The organism is Halomonas shengliensis (assembly GCF_900104135.1).
GTDB classification, from domain to species: domain Bacteria; phylum Pseudomonadota; class Gammaproteobacteria; order Pseudomonadales; family Halomonadaceae; genus Halomonas; species Halomonas shengliensis.
Genome location: NZ_FNIV01000009.1, coordinates 109736 through 129345, shown reverse-complemented (window position 1 = coordinate 129345; position 19610 = coordinate 109736). Strand labels below are relative to the sequence as shown.

Annotated in this window: 18 protein-coding genes; 14 read left to right on the top strand and 4 right to left on the bottom strand. The window is 69.4% G+C overall.

The genetic code is table 11. From position 1 onward, the window contains the following. From BLP95_RS13235 to nrdF, 7 genes are all read left to right on the top strand, one after another. Positions 1 to 490 (top strand): electron transfer flavoprotein subunit alpha/FixB family protein (locus BLP95_RS13235; RefSeq protein WP_218118542.1); only part of this gene is annotated, 490 nt, incomplete at its 5' end. 425 nt (positions 491 to 915) lie between these two features. After that, positions 916 to 1527: a superoxide dismutase gene (locus BLP95_RS13230; protein ID WP_089680152.1), complete on the top strand. Its 612-nt coding sequence runs from the start codon at positions 916 to 918 to the stop codon at positions 1525 to 1527. 529 nt (positions 1528 to 2056) lie between these two features. Continuing rightward, the gene (gene ltrA / locus BLP95_RS13225) at positions 2057 to 3445 is read left to right on the top strand and encodes a group II intron reverse transcriptase/maturase (protein ID WP_245678759.1); all 1389 of its coding nucleotides are present in this window, start codon (positions 2057 to 2059) and stop codon (positions 3443 to 3445) included. Between the two features lie 408 nt (positions 3446 to 3853). Continuing rightward, a complete protein-coding gene (gene nrdH / locus BLP95_RS13220; protein WP_089680130.1) occupies positions 3854 to 4081 on the top strand; it encodes a glutaredoxin-like protein NrdH in 228 nt (75 codons plus the stop codon). Between the two features lie 2 nt (positions 4082 to 4083). After that, complete coding sequence (nrdI, locus tag BLP95_RS13215) at positions 4084 to 4509, top strand: class Ib ribonucleoside-diphosphate reductase assembly flavoprotein NrdI (RefSeq protein ID WP_245678758.1); 426 nt, start codon at positions 4084 to 4086, stop codon at positions 4507 to 4509. Next, positions 4491 to 6650: a class 1b ribonucleoside-diphosphate reductase subunit alpha gene (gene nrdE / locus BLP95_RS13210; RefSeq protein WP_089680128.1), complete on the top strand. Its 2160-nt coding sequence runs from the start codon at positions 4491 to 4493 to the stop codon at positions 6648 to 6650. The genes nrdI and nrdE overlap by 19 nt, the downstream gene beginning before the upstream one ends. A 14-nt stretch (positions 6651 to 6664) precedes the next feature. Then, positions 6665 to 7639, top strand: a complete 975-nt coding sequence (nrdF, locus tag BLP95_RS13205; protein WP_089680126.1) for a class 1b ribonucleoside-diphosphate reductase subunit beta — start codon at positions 6665 to 6667, stop codon at positions 7637 to 7639. Between the two features lie 34 nt (positions 7640 to 7673). On the opposite strand, the gene fhuB is transcribed toward nrdF, so the two are convergent. The 4 genes from fhuB to fhuF all read right to left on the bottom strand — a co-directional run bounded on the left by fhuB (position 7674) and on the right by fhuF (position 12141). After that, on the bottom strand, positions 7674 to 9671 hold the full coding sequence (fhuB, locus tag BLP95_RS13200) for a Fe(3+)-hydroxamate ABC transporter permease FhuB (protein WP_089680124.1): 1998 nt from the start codon (positions 9669 to 9671) through the stop codon (positions 7674 to 7676). After that, complete coding sequence (locus BLP95_RS13195) at positions 9661 to 10482, bottom strand: ABC transporter substrate-binding protein (RefSeq protein WP_089680148.1); 822 nt, start codon at positions 10480 to 10482, stop codon at positions 9661 to 9663. Before BLP95_RS13195 ends, fhuB begins: the two co-directional genes overlap by 11 nt. Before the next feature lie 90 nt (positions 10483 to 10572). Then, positions 10573 to 11340 (bottom strand): ATP-binding cassette domain-containing protein, encoded by a 768-nt coding sequence (locus BLP95_RS13190; RefSeq protein ID WP_089680122.1) that lies wholly within the window; start codon positions 11338 to 11340, stop codon positions 10573 to 10575. A gap of 129 nt (positions 11341 to 11469) precedes the next feature. Then, the gene (gene fhuF / locus BLP95_RS13185) at positions 11470 to 12141 is read right to left on the bottom strand and encodes a siderophore-iron reductase FhuF (RefSeq protein ID WP_245678757.1); all 672 of its coding nucleotides are present in this window, start codon (positions 12139 to 12141) and stop codon (positions 11470 to 11472) included. Between the two features lie 180 nt (positions 12142 to 12321). Between fhuF and BLP95_RS13180 the strand changes: the two genes are divergently transcribed. The 7 genes from BLP95_RS13180 to BLP95_RS13150 all read left to right on the top strand — a co-directional run bounded on the left by BLP95_RS13180 (position 12322) and on the right by BLP95_RS13150 (position 19604). Then, a complete protein-coding gene (locus BLP95_RS13180) occupies positions 12322 to 14526 on the top strand; it encodes a TonB-dependent siderophore receptor (RefSeq protein ID WP_143004427.1) in 2205 nt (734 codons plus the stop codon). 147 nt (positions 14527 to 14673) lie between these two features. Further along, entirely contained in the window at positions 14674 to 15453 is a 780-nt protein-coding gene (locus BLP95_RS13175) for a DUF3450 domain-containing protein (protein WP_089680116.1), read from the top strand. Then, positions 15450 to 16838 (top strand): MotA/TolQ/ExbB proton channel family protein, encoded by a 1389-nt coding sequence (locus tag BLP95_RS13170; protein ID WP_245678756.1) that lies wholly within the window; start codon positions 15450 to 15452, stop codon positions 16836 to 16838. Before BLP95_RS13175 ends, BLP95_RS13170 begins: the two co-directional genes overlap by 4 nt. Further along, the gene (locus tag BLP95_RS13165; RefSeq protein ID WP_089680113.1) at positions 16819 to 17355 is read left to right on the top strand and encodes a MotA/TolQ/ExbB proton channel family protein; all 537 of its coding nucleotides are present in this window, start codon (positions 16819 to 16821) and stop codon (positions 17353 to 17355) included. Before BLP95_RS13170 ends, BLP95_RS13165 begins: the two co-directional genes overlap by 20 nt. Then, positions 17348 to 17758: an ExbD/TolR family protein gene (locus BLP95_RS13160; protein ID WP_089680111.1), complete on the top strand. Its 411-nt coding sequence runs from the start codon at positions 17348 to 17350 to the stop codon at positions 17756 to 17758. Before BLP95_RS13165 ends, BLP95_RS13160 begins: the two co-directional genes overlap by 8 nt. Continuing rightward, positions 17755 to 18534 (top strand): energy transducer TonB, encoded by a 780-nt coding sequence (locus BLP95_RS13155; protein ID WP_089680109.1) that lies wholly within the window; start codon positions 17755 to 17757, stop codon positions 18532 to 18534. Before BLP95_RS13160 ends, BLP95_RS13155 begins: the two co-directional genes overlap by 4 nt. 17 nt (positions 18535 to 18551) lie before the next feature. After that, entirely contained in the window at positions 18552 to 19604 is a 1053-nt protein-coding gene (locus tag BLP95_RS13150) for a tetratricopeptide repeat protein (protein ID WP_089680107.1), read from the top strand. Positions 19605 to 19610 lie beyond the last annotated feature (6 nt).

Below are 19610 nucleotides of genomic sequence, written 5' to 3'. Positions count from 1 at the left end.
CGTGCGCGCCACCGCCTTCGATGCGGTGGGTGAGAGTGGTTCCGCCGCCATCGAGGCCGTCGACGTCGTCGCCGACAACGCCCAGTCCACCTTCGTCAAGGAGGCGCTGGCCGAGTCCGACCGTCCCGAGCTGGGCGCGGCCAAGGTGGTGGTCTCCGGCGGCCGTGGCATGGGCAGCGGCGACAACTTCAAGCTCCTCGAGGGCATCGCCGACAAGCTGGGCGCCGCCATCGGCGCCTCCCGCGCCGCGGTGGACGCCGGCTTCGTGCCCAACGACATGCAGGTGGGTCAGACCGGCAAGATCGTCGCCCCCGAGCTCTATATCGCCGTGGGCATCTCGGGCGCCATCCAGCACCTGGCGGGCATGAAGGACTCCAAGGTGATCGTCGCCATCAACAAGGACGAGGAGGCGCCGATCTTCCAGGTGGCCGACTATGGCCTGGTGGCGGATCTCTTCGAGGCGCTGCCGGAGCTCGAGCAGAAGCTGTAAGGGCGACCTTTCCCAGGCGTAGTAACGAAGGCCGGCTCCCTCTGGGGCCGGCCTTCTGCTGTTTGCAGGGCTATCGTCGTTAGCTCAGCATCGATAGCGAAAGGCGCCGGGGGCAGGTCGAAGAGGGGGTCCTATGCCAGGGATGGCATCGGTAGCGCCCAGGGAAGGGTTTACAGCGCCCCCTCGCAGGCCTGTCGCCAGAAAAGCCTTGAGCGATGTTGCCATATGCGATTGCTCTGCTGTTGCCTGGCCCGAGCTAGACGGATTCCGATCGCCTGGAGTAGGGTGGCCTCACCCTCGCGAGAGCGCGTGGCAGGAAAAATCTTGGCCGAGGCGGTTGAAAACCTCGCGCCCTGGCCGCATCTCGCGTCAGTGCAGGACACGAATTGCATTTCATGCAAAGCCACCACAAGGAGATGATCAACATGGCACATACCCTCCCTGACCTCCCGTATGCCTATGACGCACTCGAGCCGCATATCGATGCGCTGACCATGGAGATCCACCACTCGCGTCACCACCAGACCTACGTCAACAACCTGAACGCTGCCCTCGAGGGCACCGGCCTGGAAGACGTGCCGGTCGATGAGCTGCTGGCCGATCTGGACAAGGTGCCGGCGGAGAAGCGTCAGGCGGTGATCAACAATGGTGGCGGCCACTCCAACCACACCATGTTCTGGCAGATGATGTCGCCCAATGGCGGCGGCCAGCCCAAGGGCAAGGTGGCCGAGGCCATCGACAGCGAGCTGGGTGGCTTCGAGGCCTTCAAGGACGCCTTTACCAAGGCTGCCCTGGGTCGCTTCGGCAGCGGCTGGGCCTGGCTCTGCGTCACCCCGCAGAAGACCCTGGTGGTGGAGAACAGCCTGAACCAGGATAGCCCGATCTCCAACGGCAACACCCCGGTACTGGGTCTGGACGTGTGGGAGCACGCCTACTATCTCAAGTTCCAGAACAAGCGCCCGGACTACATCGCCGAGTTCTTCAACGTGATCAACTGGGACGAGGTCGAGCGTCGCTACCAGGCGGCCACCGCCTGATCGACCGACGACTTCCGGTCTCACCACGCAGCGCCGCGGCCCCTGGGCCGCGGCGCTGTCGTTGTGCGCCAGGCATGGCGCGTAGCACCGATAGGTGCTGTTCCCGAGGGTGGCGCCTCGGGATGACTCGGGGGTGAAAGTCCCCTGCGGACCCTGATAGCGGGAACCGCTAGCCGAACAGCAAGGGTGTCCGCCGTGAGGCGGAATCTGAAGGAAGCTGTAGGCAAACTCCCGGCCCGACGAACAGGAACCGCATATGAGGCAGCCACATCTGGGCGAGAGGGCAATGACACTCGAAGCCCAATAGCTATCCGGAAGATGTGGAGGTAAATGCGGCGGGTAGATGGGAGGAAGGTCGCGCGTCTTACCCTGGGAGGTCTGGTGGTCTGCCACGGTGCTACCGGCGTCGAGAGGCGACGGGATGGGCCACCAGACGTCAGCCGAGGCCATAGTAAGTGCCGGTTCACCGCGGCACCAAGGGCCGAACATGAAGAACCGCGAGTAGGCGATGACGTCTCGAGGATCGATCGTGAAGACAGGAAGTGGCGCTGATACCGCCACCCACCCAGAGGGGCAGGGGCGGAACCCCGAGCCCTGGCCGGTGGGCGTCGAGACGGTCCCGGCGTCGTCATCGTGGACGAAAGCGGAGCCCGCCCCGCTGATGGAGGCTGTGGTAGAGAAGGCCAACATGGCGCGGGCTTACCGCAAGGTGGTCGCCAACAAAGGCGCGCCGGGTGCCGATGGCATGACGGTGCACCAGTTGGCCGACCACCTGAAGCAACACTGGCCGACGCTGCGCAAGCGGCTGCTGGTCGGTGAGTACCACCCCAGCCCGGTCCGGGCCGTCGAGATCCCCAAGCCCAAGGGCGGGACGCGGCAGCTCGGCATTCCCACGGTCACCGACCGGTTGATCCAGCAGGCGCTGCTGCAGGTGCTGACGCCAATCTTCGATCCGGGTTTCTCCGCATCGAGTTACGGCTATCGCCCCAGACGCAGCGCCCAGCAGGCCGTCTCGGCGATGAAGACCCATGTCACCGCCGGCCACCGCTGGGTGGTCGACCTCGACCTGAAAGCCTTCTTCGACAGAGTAAACCACGACCTGCTGATGGCGCGGGTCGCGCGCCGCGTCCGCGACAAGCGGGTGCTGCGCCTGATCCGTCGCTACCTGGAAGCCGGGATGTTCCAGGACGGCCTGGCCGCGCCACGCCGGCAGGGAACGCCCCAGGGTGGGCCACTGAGCCCGCTGCTGGCGAATATCCTGCTGGATGATGCGGACAAGGAACTGGAACGCCGCGGTCACCGCTTCTGCCGCTATGCCGACGACATGCAGGTGTATGTCAGGAGTCGGCGAGCAGGTGAGCGCGTCATGGCCAGCCTGAGTGATTTTCTCGAGAGCTCGCTTAGGCTGACGGTCAATCGCGACAAGAGTGCGGTGGACCGGCCGTGGAACCGGGGGTATCTGGGCTACACGCTGACTCGGCACAGGTTGCCGAAGCTGACGCTGGCCAAGGCCAGCCTGCAGCGCCTGATGCAGCGTGTCCGCGAGATCCTCAAGCGCGGCAGGGGGCGCAACATACGGCGCGTTATTGAAGAGTTGATTCCGGTCCTGCGGGGCTGGGCCAACTACTTCTCCCTCGTCGACGTAAAGCGCCCGCTGGAGGCGCTGGATGGTTGGATACGTCGCCGACTTCGTTGCGTGATCTGGCGGCAATGGAAGCGCCCATGGACCCGGCGCCGGAAGCTTACGGCGCTGGGCCTGGATCACCACCGGGCGTGGAAGTCAGCGGGAAACGGGCGAGGCCCTTGGTGGAACGCCGGCGCCTCGCACATGAATCAGGCTCTGCCTCGGAAGTGGTTCGACCGTCTGGGCCTGATCTCGGTACTCGATACGGTAAGGTGGCTCAGCCGTTCTGCATGAACCGCCGTATACCGAACGGTACGTACGGTGGTGTGGGAGGGCGCCGGGGGCAACCCCGGCCCCTACCCGATTTCAGGCATCCGTCATCTGCGCCCTGACATGATCTCGATGCCGCAGGACGCCTCGTGGCGGCATCCTGCCCTGCTTGCCCCTTGCCCCTTGCCCCTTGCCCCTTGCCCCTTGCCCCTTGCCCCTTGCCCCTTGCCCCTTGCCCCTTGTCCCTTGTCCCTTGCTCCTTGCTCCTTGCTCCTTGCTCCTTGCCCCTTGCCCCTTGCCTCTGTCCGCTTGTGCTTTATGTCTTCCTGCACCACAACATATGGTATTTCAAGGGTGACGAATTCTATATATGGTGTATCCTTGCCTCTGTAGATGCCATATATAGTTTTCCTGCCAACAGGGAGTGTCACCATGGAAATCGAGGTCTATACCCGCCCCGCCTGCCCCCAGTGCACGGCCACCTGTCGCACCCTGGAGCGCCAGGGCATCGCCTACCGCCTGATCGACCTGGAGCGTGATCCCCAGGCCCGCGAGCGGGTGATGGCCCTGGGCCATCGCCAGCTGCCGGTGGTGGTGGCCGGCAGCGAGCACTGGTCCGGCTTCCGCCCGGACCGCCTCGGCCACCTGGCCCGGGCCTGACCGTGGCGGCCGTCTCGACGTCGCCACCGGAGCTGATCTACTTCTCGACCCGCTCCGGCAACACCCATCGCTTTATCCAGAAGCTGGACTTGCCGGCCCGGCGCCTCCCGCTAGAGCGGGAGGCGCCGGCCCTGGAGGCCACAGGCCCCTTCGTGCTGGTGACGCCCACCTACGGCGGTGGCGAGGCGAGGGGGGCGGTGCCCGCGCCGGTGATCCGCTTCCTCAACGACGCCGGCAACCGGGCGCTGCTGGTGGGGGTGATCGCCGCCGGCAACACCAACTTCGGTGCCGCCTACGGGCTGGCCGGACGCATCATCGCCGAGAAGTGCGGCGTTCCGCTGCTGTATCGATTCGAATTGCTGGGCACGGACGAGGACGTGACCCGGGTTCGCAAGGGAGTGAGAGAGTTTTGGACACGACCATCCTGACCCCGCCGCCCCGTCAGGGGGAGGCCGCGCGCGAGCTGGACTACCATGCGCTCAACGCCATGCTCAACCTCTACGACGCCGACGGGCGACTGCAACTGGGGCACGACCGCGAGGCGGTGCGCCAGTACTTCCTGCAGCACGTCAACCCGAACACGATGTCCTTCCCTTCGCTGGAGGAGAAGCTCGATTATCTGGTGGCGCAGGAGTATTACGAGCCGGCCGTGCTGGCGCAGTACGACGCTGGCTTCATCAAGGCGCTGTTCAAGCAGGCCTACGCCTGGAAGTTTCGTTTCCCGAGCTTCCTCGGCGCCTTCAAGTTCATCACCAGCTATACCCTGAAGACCTTCGACGGGCGCCGTTACCTGGAGCGTTTCGAGGACCGGGTGTGCATGGTGGCGCTGACCCTGGCCCGCGGCGACGAGGCCCTGGCCCGCTCGCTGGTGGGCGAGATCATCGGCGGCTGCTTCCAGCCGGCCACCCCCACCTTCCTCAATGCCGGCAAGCGCCAGCGCGGCGAGCTGGTCTCCTGCTTCCTGCTGCGCCTGGAGGACAACATGGAGTCCATCGGGCGGGGTATCAACTCGGCGCTGCAGCTCTCCAAGCGCGGCGGCGGGGTGGCGCTGCTGCTCAGCAACATCCGTGAGGCGGGGGCACCCATCAAGCAGATCGAGAACCAGTCGTCGGGTGTCATCCCGATCATGAAGCTGCTCGAGGATGCCTTCTCCTATGCCAACCAGCTGGGGGCCCGCCAGGGGGCAGGGGCGGTCTACCTCAACGCCCACCATCCCGACATCCTGCGCTTCCTCGACACCAAGCGCGAGAACGCCGACGAGAAGGTGCGCATCAAGACCCTCTCGCTGGGGGTCACTATCCCCGACATCACCTTCGAGCTCGCCCGACGCAACGCGCCCATGCACCTCTTCTCGCCCTACGACGTGGAGCGGGTCTACGGCGTCCCCTTCGGCGACATCAGCGTCAGCGAGAAGTACCACGAGATGGTGGAGGACCCCCGGATCCGCAAGACCAGCATCGACGCCCGGGCCTTCTTCCAGACTCTGGCCGAGGTGCAGTTCGAGTCGGGCTATCCCTATGTGATGTTCGAGGACAACGTCAACCGCGCCAACCCCATCGCGGGGCGGGTCAACATGAGCAACCTCTGCTCGGAGATCCTGCAGGTCAACGCCCCCAGCGAGTTCGACGAGGACCTCAGCTACCGCCGCCTGGGGGAGGACATCTCTTGCAACCTGGGCTCGCTCAACATCGCCAGGGTGATGGACGCGGGTGACCTCGGCGCCAGCGTGGCGGTCGCCGTGCGCGGCCTGACCGCGGTGGCGGAGATGACCGAGATCGCCGCGGTGCCCTCGGTGGCTAACGGCAACGCCCGCGCCCGCGCCATCGGCCTGGGGCAGATGAACCTGCACGGCTTCCTGGCCCGGGAGCACATCCATTACGGCTCCGAGGAGGCACTGGACTTCACCTCCGCCTACTTCGCCGCCGTTGCCTACCACGCCATCGCCGCCTCCAACCGCCTGGCCCGAGAGCGTGGCGAGGCCTTCGCCGGCTTCGCGACATCCGCCTACGCCAGCGGCACCTTCTTCGACAAGTACACCGAACGCGACTGGCACCCGCGCACCGAGCGCGCCCGGGCGCTGTTCGAGCGTCGCGGCATCGTGCTGCCCACCCGCGAGGACTGGGCGGCCCTCAAGGCGGCGGTGATGGCGCACGGGCTCTACAACCGTTACCTGCAGGCGGTGCCCCCCACCGGCTCGATCTCCTACATCAACCATGCCACCTCCAGCATCCATCCGGTGGCTTCTCCCATCGAGATCCGCAAGGAGGGCAAGCTGGGACGGGTCTACTACCCGGCCCCCTATCTGGACGACGGCAACCTGGCGTTCTACTGCGACGCCTACGAGATCGGGCCCGAGGCGATCATCGACACCTACGCCGCGGCCTCGGAGCATGTCGACCAGGGGCTGTCGCTGACGCTGTTCTTCCCCGACACCGCCACCACTCGGGACATCAACCGCGCCCAGATCTATGCCTGGCGCAAGGGCATCAAGACCCTCTACTACGTACGCCTGCGCCAGAGCGCCCTGGAGGGCACCGAGGTCGAGGGCTGCGTTTCATGCACTCTCTAAGGAAGGAGTACGACATGACGACGGCAACATCGCGACTGACCCGCGTCCACGCCATCAACTGGAACCGGCTCGAGGACGACAAGGACCTGGAGGTGTGGAACCGCCTGACCAGCAACTTCTGGTTGCCGGAGAAGGTGCCGCTCTCCAACGACATCCCCTCATGGAACACCCTGAGCGAGCCCGAACGGCGGCTCACCATCCGGGTGTTCACCGGGCTGACCCTGCTTGACACCATCCAGAGCAGCGTCGGTGCCCCTACGCTGATGCCGGACGCGATGACCCCCCACGAGGAGGCGGTCTACGCCAACATCGCCTTCATGGAGGCGGTGCATGCACGCTCCTACAGCTCGATCTTCTCGACGCTATGCACCACTCGCGAAGTGGACGACGCCTTTCGCTGGAGCGAGGAGAACCCCGCGCTGCAGACCAAGGCCGAGCTGATACTCGAGCGCTACCGCGCCGACGACCCGCTGATGCGCAAGGTGGCCAGCGTCTTCCTGGAGTCCTTCCTGTTCTATTCGGGCTTCTACCTGCCGATGTACTGGTCGAGCCACGCCAAGCTGACCAACACCGCCGACCTGATCCGCCTGATCATCCGTGACGAGGCGGTGCACGGCTACTACATCGGCTACAAGTTCCAGCAGGCCCTGGCCGAGGCGAGCCCAGAGCGCCGGGAGGCGGTCAAGGCCTACGCCTACGACCTGCTGCTGGCGCTCTACGACAACGAGGTGGCCTACACCGAGTCGCTCTACGACGAGGTGGGGCTGGCCGAGGACGTCAAGGCGTTCCTCCACTACAACGCCAACAAGGCACTGATGAACCTGGGCTTCGAGGGGCTCTTCCCCGCCGAGCTGTGTGACGTGGACCCCACCATCCTCGCCGCGCTCTCGCCGGGCGCCGACGAGAATCACGACTTCTTCTCCGGCTCCGGCTCCTCCTACGTGATCGGGCGCACCGTGGCCACCGAGGATGAGGATTGGGCCTTCTAGACGCCGCTGGCCGCCGGGTGCCATCGAGGCGTGGCTAGAGCCGTCGCAGTCCCCACAGGAAGTAGGCGCCACCCAGCAGGGAGGCGACCAGGCCGGCGGGGATCTCCTCGGGGAACAGCCACTGGCGGCCCAGCCAGTCGGCCAGCACCATCAGCAGTGCACCGCATAGCGCCGCGCCGAGCAGGTGGAAGCCGGCCCGGGAGAAGCCCAGCAGCCGGGCCAGGTGAGGGGCCAGCAGGCCGACGAAGGAGAGCGGCCCGACCACCAGGGTGGCGCCGGCGGTGAGCAGGGCCACCAGCAGCAGCAGGAGCAGACGCGCACGGGCCAGCGGCAGCCCCAGGGCGGTGGCACTGGCACCGCCCAGCGGCAGGATATCCAGCCAGCGAGAGAGCGGGGCGGCAGCCAGGGCCAGCAGCAGGGTCGCCCCGCCGACGGTGAGGGCGCTGGTCAGGTCGACGTAGTAGGTCGAGCCGGAGAGCCAGGCGATGACCTGCTGCCCCCGGGGATCGCCGCCGGCCAGGACCACGGCCCGCACCGCGTCGAACAGGGCGGTGATGGCCACCCCGGTCAGCAGCAGGCGCTCGGGTTGCAAGCCGCTACCGCGGTTGAGTCCCACCAGCACCGCCAGGCTGGCCAGTGCCCCCAGGGTCCCGGCGCCCACCAGGGTCAGGTTGTCGGGGGCGGGCAGCAGGAAGAGGGCGCCCATCAGGGCGATGGCACTGCCACCGCTGATGCCGAGCAACTCGGGGCTGGCCATGGGGTTGCCGGTGAGCCGCTGGATCAGGGTGCCGGCGATGGCCAGCATCACCCCGCAGCCGGCCGCGGCCAGCAGCCGGGGGAGTCGCCACTGCAGCAGCGTCCCGTCGTCCGGAGTGGCCCAGTGCCAGCCAGTTGCCGTCTGGCCGGCCAGCAGCGCCACCACGCCAAGCCCGACCAGGCCCAGTGCCAACCAGGCGGCCAGGTGCCCGGGCGCCGGATGCCGGCGGGCGATGGCGCGGGCCTCCCGGGGCAGGGCCTCGCCGGAGAGACGCAGCCGTGGGAGCAGCCACAGCAGCAGGGGGGCACCCAGGGCGGCGGTGGTCGCCCCGGTGGGAATCAGGGTGGGCAGCGCCCCGGAGAAGCGCTGCAGCAACAGGTCGGTGGTGGCCAGCAGCAGCGCGCCGAGCAGCGTCGACCACAGCAGCCGCGCCCCCAGGCGGCGGGAGCCGGCCAGGCGCACGATGTTGGGGGCCGCCAGGCCGATGAAGCCGATGATGCCGACCACGCTGACCACGCAGCCGGTGAGGAATACCGCCAGGCCAAGGCCGGCCAGGCGCAGGTGCCTGAGGGAGACGCCGAGGCTCCTGGCGCCGGCCTCGTCCAGCTCCAGCACCGCCAGGGGGCGACGCAGCCAGAGGGCGGCGAGTGCCCCTAGGGCGAGGCGCGGGGCCAGGAAGGCGGCGTCCTGCCAGCCGTTCTGGGCAAGCGAGCCGGCGCCCCAGATCAACAGCCCCTTGAGCTCCTCTTGGTGGAACAGCAGCAGCACCATGGAGAGGGCGCCGAAGTAGAGGTTGATCACCAGGCCGCCGAGCACCACCACCACCGGTGCCAGGCCGCGCCGCCAGGCCAGGGCGAAGACCAACGCCATGGCGCCACCCCCGCCGGCCAGTGCTACCCATTCCCGGCCCAGGCCAAGCAGGCCGGGGGTGAGCAGGGTGGCGGCCATCAAGGCCAGGTTGGCGCCGCTAGCCACGCCCAGGGTGGTGGGGGCGGCCAGGGGATTGCGCAGCACCTGTTGCATCAGCACACCCGCGAGCGCCAGGCCGCCGCCGGCGAGCAGGGCCATGGCCAGGCGCGGCCACCAGGCGAAGTGCACCACCAGGGTCTCCGCCGCGTAACCCGGAGCCATCAGGGCGGCGAGGCCGTCGCCGATGCCTGTCCTGATATCCAGCTCGACCAGCGCCAGGGCCAGCACGGCCAGCCCCAGGGTGAGGCAGGCGCGCACAGGCGTCAGGCGTGGCCGCAGGCGGTAGGCTAGGGCGTCAGACGGCATCGTCCGCCTCCAGGGCACCCACCAGCAGCTCGGCGAAGCGTGCCGCCGAGGGCAGGGCGCCGAAGCTCCACACCGGCGGCAGGACGATCGGCGCCCCCTCGCTCGCCTCTACCAGGTGACCCCATAGGCTGCCCTCGGTCAGGGCGTCACGCACCCCGGCAGGGTAGGGCTCCACCACCACCAGGCGTGCCTCGAGGCCGACCAGCGCCTCGATGCCCACCAGCGAGAAGCCCCAGGCATTTGTGGGGCCGCTCCAGGCGTTGTCCAGCCCCAGACGGTCGAGCACCGCCTGGAAGAGGCCATTGTCGCCGAAGACCCGTACATGGCGGCTATCCATAAATTGCACCATCACCAGGGCGGGCGCCGCGCCATCCAGGCGTCCCCGCAGTGTTTCGAGACGGGCCTCGGTCTTGTCGATCAGTCGCTCCGCCGCCTCGGGGCGGCCCACGAGGTCGCCCAGTGACTGCGTCAGCTCGCGCATTTCCATCCAGGTGTCGCGTCCGGGACGGTAGAGAGCCAGGCTCTCCACCGGGGCGATGCGCTCGAGGCGCGGGACAAGGTTGGCGAACATCGGCGAGATCAGGATGCGTTCGGGGGCCAGGCTTGCCAGCAGCTCGAGGTTGGGCTGGCTGCGCAGCCCCAGGTCGATCGTCGTGGCGGGCAGGGCGGGCTTGTCCACCCAGGCATGGTAGGCCTCGACCTGGGCCACGGCGAGGGGCGGCGCCTCCAGCGCCACCAGGGTCTCGGCCAGGGTCCAGTCGAGGGTGGCCAGGCGAGGTGCGGCGGCCTGGGTAGTGATGGTGGCCAGCATGGCGAACAGGCCGGCCAACCAGGGCCGGGCGCGTCGAGGGTTAAGCAGGAGCGACTCCAAGGGCGATTCCACGTTCAATGGACTGTGCGACTAGTGGGCGATGGCGACAGGGTACTCGCCGGCGGGATGGGACATGACGTGCATGGGGATGCCGTAGATGGCTTCGAGGGTGGCGCCGTTCATCATCGCCTCCGGCGTGCCCTGGGCCAGCAGGCGGCCGCCGTGCAGCGCCACCAGGCGGTCGCAGTAGCGGGCGGCCATGTTGATGTCGTGGAGCACGATGATCACGCCGAGGCCTAGCTCGCGGCAGAGCCGACGGATCAGGGTCAGGACCTCGACCTGATGGGCGATGTCCAGGGCCGCCAGGGGTTCGTCGAGCAGCAGGAAGCGGCTCTGCTGGGCCAGCAGCATGGCCAGCCAGACCCGCTGGCGCTCACCGCCGGAGAGGGTATCCACCTGTCGCTCGGCGAAGGCCTCGGTATGGGTCAGTACCAGGGCGCGGTCGATCGCCGCCTCGTCCGCGCGGCCGTGGCGGCCCAGCAGGCCATGCCAGGGATAGCGGCCGAAGCCCACCAGCTCGCGGCCGGTGAGGGCCTCGGCGGCCGGCAGCTGCTGGGGCAGGTAGGCCACCTGGCGGGCGAAGGCGCGATGCCCCCAGGCCGCGAGCGGCGTGCCGTCCAGGTGCAGCTGCCCCTGGCTGGCCGGCTGCTGGCGAGCCAGCAGCTTCAGCAGGGTCGACTTGCCCGAGCCGTTGTGGCCGATCAGGCCATGGACCCGGCCCTCCTCGAAGGTGAGGTCGAGGGGATGCAGCAGGCATCGGCCGTTGACCGCGAAGGAGGCGGCGCGCGTTTCCAACATCGATAGCTCCTGACGAGACACCGCCGCGGGGCGGGCATGGCGGTGCAAAGGCTAATGCAAACGATAACAAATATCAATAATGACGGGCTTCCGGTGTTTGCCAGCGAAAGATCCGGGTTCACCTGCACCTCACGTCGATCGGGCGGCGCTACCGGCGCTCCGGCTGGCGCGAGCGCAGGCCAGCGGGCAGTTGCCGCAGACGCCAAGCTCGTCGATCAGGTAGCGAAGGCAGCAGAGTCGTCGCACCCGGCGTGGCGAGCCGGTTTCGTTCGCCTCGACATAGCGGACCGGGCGGTAGAGGGGATTGCGACGACCGTCGGGGAGGGTCCGGCTTTCCAGCAGCTGCCGGGCCGGGGCCGTCACTTCCGGCGTGGCCAGGGGGTGCTCGGCCAGGGCCTGGGCGAAGTGCTCGAAATAGTTACCCGCGTTGCTCCAGAACACCCTGGGCGCGGCTCCGGTGGCCCTGGCCAGGGCCTCGATCAGCGGCGTCAGGTGGCCGTCGAGCAGGGTGGCGAAGCGGGAATCGTGGGCGAGCTCGGTCAGGGGGCGGCCGGCATGGCGTAGCACCAGTCCGCTGGTCCGTCCCTCGGCAGATATCTCGAGATGCAGGTCATCCAGCCCCAGTGGCAGGTCGCGCCCCAGCAGCAGGTTGGCCGCCAGGCCATGGGCCGTTACGGCGCTGAGGTGCCACTTGGACCACAGCGAGGCCACCGCGCGGCGATCGCCCGTGCCGTAGCGAGCGCCGAAGCGGGCTAGCAGCGCCTCCAGGGTGACCGGGTCCAGCAACTGCCGGGCCGGCATGCCCGAAGAGTGCAGTCCGGAAGTGATTCGGGGAGCTGCCAGATGGGCCATCGGACCCCGATACAGTCTCTCGAGCGGCGTTGGGTTGTCGTTGCCAGGGAGCAGTGTCATTGTGTATATTGAATCTAAACAAGAAGTAATATCATTAACACTAACACAGAAAGACAAGGCTTGCTCCTCATGTCACCACGCTACGTCCTGCCCTTCGTTCCCCCCCTGAGTCGCGCCGTGCGCCATACGCTTGGCCTGGCCACGGCCGGTGCCCTGGTTGCGTTCTCCCCGGCGCTGATGGCCCAGCAGGGTACCGACGCCGGGGATGGCGCCACCGACCTGGAGCCCCTGACCGTCGAGGCCGAGGCCCTGTCGGTCGTCACCGAGGGCACGGAGCGTTACCGGGTGCCGCTCACCAGCACCGCGACCCGGCTCGACCTGACACCCCGCGAGACCCCCCAGTCCGTCTCCACCGTGACTCGCGCCCAGATCGACGACTTCAACCTCGACACCACCAATGATGTCCTGGAGAGCACGCCCGGGGTCACCGTGGAGCGCCTCGAGACGGACCGCACCTACTACACCGCGCGGGGCTTCGAGATCTCCAACTTCCAGGTCGACGGGGTGCGCGTGCCGATGCCCTACAACAACGTGCATGGCGACATGGATACCGCGATCTACGACCGGGTAGAGGTGGTACGTGGCGCCACCGGCCTGATGTCGGGCTCGGGCAATCCCGCGGCGACGGTCAACTTCGTGCGCAAGCGCCCCACCTATGTGTCCCAGGCCTCGGTCTCGGCAAGTGTCGGCTCCTGGGACCAGCGGCGCCTGGAGGTGGATGTCGCCGGGCCGCTGGATGATGCGGGGCGCGTCCGAGGGCGCCTGGTGGCGGCGGGGCGAGAGGGCGACTCCTACCTGGACCGGCTGAGTCGCGAGCGCGGGTTGCTCTACGGCGTGCTGGAGGCCGATGTCACCGACAGCACCCTGGTGACCCTCGGCCACACCTGGCAGCAGAACAATACCGACGGCAACATGTGGGGCTCTCTGCCGCTCTATGACTCGGCCGGCAACCCTACCGACTACGACGTCGAGACCTCCTCGGCACCCGACTGGTCCTACTGGAACGTGGAGACAAGGCGCAGCTTCCTCGAGGTGCAACAGGCCCTCGGCGAGAGCTGGTCGCTGAAGGGCACGCTTACCCATCTGGATATGTTCTCCGACACCCAGCTGTTCTATCTCTACGGCACGCCGGATGCCACGACAGGGCGCATTGCCGATGAGCAGTTGACCCTCAGCCGATACGATCGCCACCTGGAGCAGTGGGTGGCCGACCTGCATGCCAAGGGCGACCTAGAGGCCTTTGGCCGTAGCCACCAGCTGGTGGTGGGCACGGACTGGAGCCAGAGCCGCAACCAGCAGCTCTCCCGCTACCCCACGGCGGACTTCGATGCGGGAGGGCAGGGGTTGCCACCCTTGGACGACTGGAATGGATACTATCCCGAACCCGACGCCTGGGTGGCCTTGCCTGGTACCGACGGGGATGCCACGGTCAAGGAGCGCAGCCTTTACGGCGCTGCCAAGCTGGACCTCGCCGAGCGCTGGACCGCCGTGGCCGGCGCCCGGCTGAGCTGGGCCGACACCACCGGCGAGCAGTACGGGGTCTCCCAGGCGAGCGACCATGACCGGGTGCTGACCCCCTATGGCGGGCTGATCTATGATGTCACCGACCGGGCGTCCCTCTACGCCAGCGTCACCGAGATCTTCCAGCCCCAGACCGCCATCGACCGCAACGGCGACTACCTCGACCCCGTCGACGGCATCAGCCAGGAGGTCGGCCTCAAGGCCGAGCTGTTCGACGGCGGCGCCGATGCCTCGCTGGCGCTGTTCCGCACCGAGCAGGATAATGTTGCCCAACCGGCAGGTACCCGGCCGGATGGCATCGCCTTCTATACGGGCGGCGACGGCATCACCAGCGAGGGCGTGGAGGCCACGCTCGCCGGGGAACTGGCCCCGGGCTGGCAGGCCAGCGTCGGCTATACCTACCTGGAGGTGGAAGACGCCGAGGGCGAGGCCACCAACACCTATATCCCTCGCCACCTGGTGCGCGCCACCACCAGCTACCGGCCGGCCGCCCTGGACGCCCTCAAGGTGGGGGCGCGAGTTCGCTGGCAGGATGATATCGAGCGCGACCGTGACCTCGCCGATGGCAAGACCCGCCAGGCGGCCTATGCCCTGGTCGACCTGATGGCGAGCTACGACTTCAGCGATAACCTGACCGGCTCGCTGAACGTCAACAACGTCACCGACGAGACGTACCTGGCGAGCCTCAAGTGGGACCAGGCCTTCCATGGCGCGCCGCGCTCCGTGATGGCCAACCTCACCTGGCGCTTCTAGTGGTGCTAGGGCGACACTCCCCCATCCCTGCCGGGCTCGGTAGGGATGGGGGCACTCAGTGACCTTCATATGATTGATAATTGTTATCATTTTTGAGATGATCTTGCCGCCTTTCGATACGGATCCAGGGAGCTCGACGTGAAGAGGATGCTACCCGCGCTGCGCTGGGGATGTGCCGGCCTGCTGCTGGCGACGACCCCACTGCTGGGCCAGGAACTCCTGCAGGAGGCCGGTGAGGGCCAGCGTGCCCAGGCCGAGCTGCAGGTGCGCATCGATGCCGCCGACGAGGCGACTCGCGACATGCTCGCCGAACTGCGCCGCCTGGAGGCACAGACCCGTCGCCTCCAGGCGCAGGGCGAGGCCCAGGCGCCGCGACTGGACCGTTTGGCCGAGCGGCTCGATGAGCGCGAGGCGGCCCTGGAGACTCTGGCCGATACCCGTGAGAGGTTGCCGGCCCTCGAAAGTGCATTGGTCTCGCGCCTGCAGGCCTGGGTCGAGCGCGACCTGCCGTTCCTCGTCGAGGAGCGCCTGGCGCGGGTCGCGACTCTCGAGCAGGGGCTGGCCGACCCCGATGCCTCGGCTGCCGAGCGGCTGGACCGGATCCTCGCCGCCTGGCGCGCCGAGCTCGACTATGGCCGTGAGCTGGATGCCTGGCGTGGCACCTTGCACCAAGCAGAAGGCGAGGGCGGCAACCGCCGCGAGGTGGACTTCCTGCGCCTGGGGCGTGTGGGGCTCTACTACCTGACCCCCGACGGCCGGGAGGGCGCCGTCTGGCGTGCCGACGAGGCGCGCTGGCAGCTCCTCGACGAGGCCGGGCGGGTCGAGCTTCGCCATGGCCTGCGCATCGCCCGGGACCAGCGGGCCCCGGAGCTGCTGACCCTGCCGGTCTCCCACCCCATCACCGCCGCCGCGCAGGAGGCCCCATGATCTCCCCCGTCATGCCGGCTGCCCGGCGTCTCGTCGCGGCCGCCCTGGCCGCATTGCTGCTGGCCGGTGCGCTGCCTGCCGCGGCTCAGGACGACCCCCTGGCCACCCTGCGTGCCGAGCGCGAGGCCGCCGAGGCCCGCGATGCCCAGCGCCTGGCCGAGCTGGTCGAGGATCGTGACGCCCTGGCCGCGGCCCTCGAGGAGGCCCGAGCCGCCAACGCACAGGCCGAGGCGCGTGCCGCGGCTCAGGCGGAGCGCCAGGCGGCGCTGCAGGCGCGCGAAGCGGCGTTGGCGGCCCGCCAGGCCGAAGAGGGGGAAGACCTCTCCGCGGTGCTGGACACCCTGGCGCGCCACAGCGGCGAGCTGCGCGATGCCCTGGCCGAGAGCTGGGTCACGGTGGGCGGCGCCGCGCTGCCGCCGCGCCTGGATGATGCCGAGGTGCTGCGCCCCGAGCACCTCGAGGCCCTGGGCGACGCGCTGATGGCGCTGACCGCCGAGACCGGTCGCCTCTGGGCCTTCGAGGCCCCGGTGGCCGCCAGCGACGGCGAGATCGCCAGCCGCGAGGTGGTGCGCCTGGGCGACCTGGCGGCCTTCAGCCAGGGCGAGCTGCTCGAGCGCGGCGCCGAGGAGGGCCTGCTGGCCACGGTGGCGCGTACCCCGGACGCGGTGAGCGAGCGGCTGGCCGCCTTCCAGGCCGGGGAGGGTGATCGCGTCGCCCTGGACCCCACCCGGGGCCAGGTGATCGCCGCACTCGCCCAGCGCCCCAGCCTGATGGAGCGCTTCCAGCAGGGCGGTGCCGTGGGCTATGTGGTGGTGGGGCTGGGGGCCTTCGGCCTGTTGGTGGCCCTTGCCCAGTACGGCTACCTGCTCAAGGTCAGCATCGCGGTGCGCCGGCAGCTCAGGGGGCTGGATCGCCTGCGCGAAGACAACCCGCTGGGCCGTGTGCTGCTGCGCTTCCGGGCGCTTGCGGACGATCCCTCTCCGGAGGCGCTGGAGGCACGCTTGGACGAGGCGGTGCTGGCGGAGTTGCCGCGGCTCGAGCGGGGGCAGCCGCTGGTCAAGCTGCTGGCCGCGGTGGCGCCGCTGCTGGGGCTGCTGGGTACCGTCACCGGCATGATCGTCACCTTCCAGGCGATCACCGTCTTCGGCACCGGCGACCCGCAGCTGATGGCCGGGGGCATCAGCCAGGCGCTGGTGACCACCGTGCTCGGGCTGGTCACCGCGGTGCCGCTGCTGTTCGCCCATACGGCCCTGGCCGGGCGCAGCCGCCGACTCACCGGCGTCATCGAGGGGCAGGCCAGCGCGGCCCTGGCCGAGCGCCTGGAAAGCCGTCACCCGGTGCCCGGTACCCGCGGGAAGGCGACCCATGCTGCCGCTCTGGCTTGAGCCCCTTGCACGGCTGGTCGATGCCGGCGGGGTCGTGCTGCTGGGTATCGTCGCGGTGGCGACGCTGCTCTTCAGCCTGGCCCTGGAGCGAGTGCTGTTCTTCCGCATCACCTACCGGCGAGCGCGGCGCGCACTGATCCGGCGCTGGGCCGCGCGGCCGGATCACCACAGCTGGAGCGCCCTGACCCTGCGCGAGGTCTGGACCCGCGAGCTGATCGCGCGACTGCGCCGGCCGCTGCCCTGGCTCAAGCTGCTGGTGGCGCTCTGCCCGCTGCTCGGCCTGCTGGGTACCGTGACCGGCATGATCGCGGTGTTCGACAGCCTGGCGCTGAGCGACACCGGCCAGGCACGGGCCATGGCCGACGGGGTGGCGCGCGCCACCCTGCCCACCCTGGCGGGGATGGCGGTAGCCGTGGTGGGGCTGCTGTTCACCACCCGCCTGGAACAGATCATCCGGCGCGAGGACCAGCGGCTGCATGACCGCCTGGCCCGCGCCGTGGAGGAGAACGATGCGTAGACGCCGCATGACCGTCGCTGAGGCGGGTGACGCCGGCGAGGTCAACCTGACCCCGATGCTCGACGTGGTCTTCATCATGCTGATCTTCTTCATCGTCACCACCAGCTTCATCAAGGAGAGCGGTGTCGAGATCCAGCGGCCCGAATCCAGCGCCGCCGCGCCGCAGCCGGATGCCCAGCTGATGGTGGCCATCACCCCCGAGGGCGCCGTCTGGGTGGATGGCGAGCCGGTGGATGCCCACCGTGTCGGTGATGAGGTCGCGGCGCTGGTCAGCGGCGAGGGCGGCGTGGTGATCCAGGCCGATCGCGACGCCACCACGGGTCTCCTGATCGAGGTGATGGATCGCATCCGCCAGGCCGGCGTGGAGAAGGTCGCGGTGGCGGCGACCCGAGGCGCGCCATGACCCGGGTCCCGGTCGCCATCCTGGCCGGTGCCCTCCTGGCGCTGGGGCTCTTCTGGCTGCTGGCGCTGCTGGTGTCACCGCCGGAACAGGAGATCGAGGTGCTGGAGATGCCGCTGACGATGATGCAGCCGGTGGCGGCGCCGGAGCCCGAGGCGGCCGAGCCTGCCACCCCGCCGCCCCCTGCGGTGCCACCGGCCGCCACCCCGCCGCCGCTGCCGGAGCCTGCCCCCTTGCCGGATGCCGCCCTGGCCTTGCCGGAGGCCGAGCTACCGGCCGAGCGGGCGGAGCCGGTGGCGCTGGACAGCTCGCTGCCCGAGCTGGCCGAGGTACGCCCCGACCCCCCGCCGCAGGAGCCACCACCCCCCGAGCCCCGTCGCGAGCTGCCGCGGGAACCGCGGGCGGCGCCCGCCCCGGATCCGGTACCTTCCCCGGCCCCCGCGTCGGCATCCTCCCCGGCGGCCGAGAGCCCCGAGGAGGCGGTGGCCCGGGCGCCCGTCAGCCGCGAGCCGGTGGACGTGGGGCAGATTGCGCCCACCCGCCGGGTGCCGCCGGAGTATCCGTCGCGGGCCCAGCGTCGTGGCCTCGAGGGGTACGTCGAGCTGGCGTTCGTGATTCGCGCCGACGGCAGCGTCGACCGCTCCAGCATTCGCGTGACCTCGGCGCGCCCCGCCAACGTCTTCGACAAGGCCGCGCGCCAGGCGGTATCGCGCTGGCGCTTCGAGCCCGCCCAGGGGCTGCGCCGGGCGCGCCAGCGCCTGGAGTTCCAGCTGAGATGAATCGCCGGGAGTCATGGATGCACCATCGCGGATACCTTCCTGTCGGCCTGCTGCTCTGCTGGCTGGTGGCCGTGACGCCGGCCCAGGCCGCCCCCCCGCTCGAGGCCGCCTTCATCGAGGACCTGCAGCGGCTGGAGGCACGCCTTCAGGGCGGCGAGCCCGCCGCGGTGGAGGAGCGTGCCCTGGCGCAGGCGCGGCGTCTGGCCGGCGGCAATGCGGCCGACCGCTGGGCCCGCGCCCTCTATCTGCAGCTGGCCGCCGGTGCCGCCTCGCGGCAGGGTGAGCCGGCGCGGGCGGCCGACCTGCTTGCCGAGGCGCGCCGCCTCGACGGCCTCGAGGCGGCGCAGCATGACCGCTGGTTGCACGACGAGGCACGCCTGCGCCTCGCCGCGGGGGAGCGTGAACTGGGGAGCGAGTTGCTGGCGCAGTGGCTGTCGCGTCACCCGGGCGAGCCCGGCGACCATTGGCGCCTGACCCGGGCGCTGGCCGAGCTCGAGCGCTGGGAGGCCGCGGCGACCTGGCTGGACCAGGCGCTGGCGGCGACGCCCCGGCCCGACCCCCGGCAGCAGGCGCTGGCCGCCGCCGTGTTACGCCGTGCGGGGCGCGAGGAGGAGGCGCTCTCCCTGCTCACGGCCGGGCTTGCCGACAGCCGCGACCCGGCACACTGGCGCGAGGCGGCCGCCCTGGCCCAGCGTGCCGGCGAGCCCGGCCGGGCCGCGGCGATCTGGGAGGCGGGGTGGCGCGCCGGCGTGCTCACCGGGTCTGAGGCACTTCGCCGACGGATCGAGCTGCACCTGGCCGGCGGCACCCCAGCCCGCGCTGCGGAGCAGCTGGCGGCGGCCCTGGCGTCGGGCGCGCTGGACGATGACGAGGCGAACCGGCGCCTGCTGGCTCAGGCCTGGGAGCGGGCCAGGGACCGCGAGCGCGCCCTGGCCGCCTGGCAGGCGGTGGCGGAGCTCAGCGAGAAGGGGGAGGACTGGCAGCGGCTCGGTCGCCTGGCCCACGCCTGGGGGCGCGACGCGCTGGCCGAGCGGGCCCTGGCCCAGGCTGGTCAGCACCCAGCGCCATAAACGCTG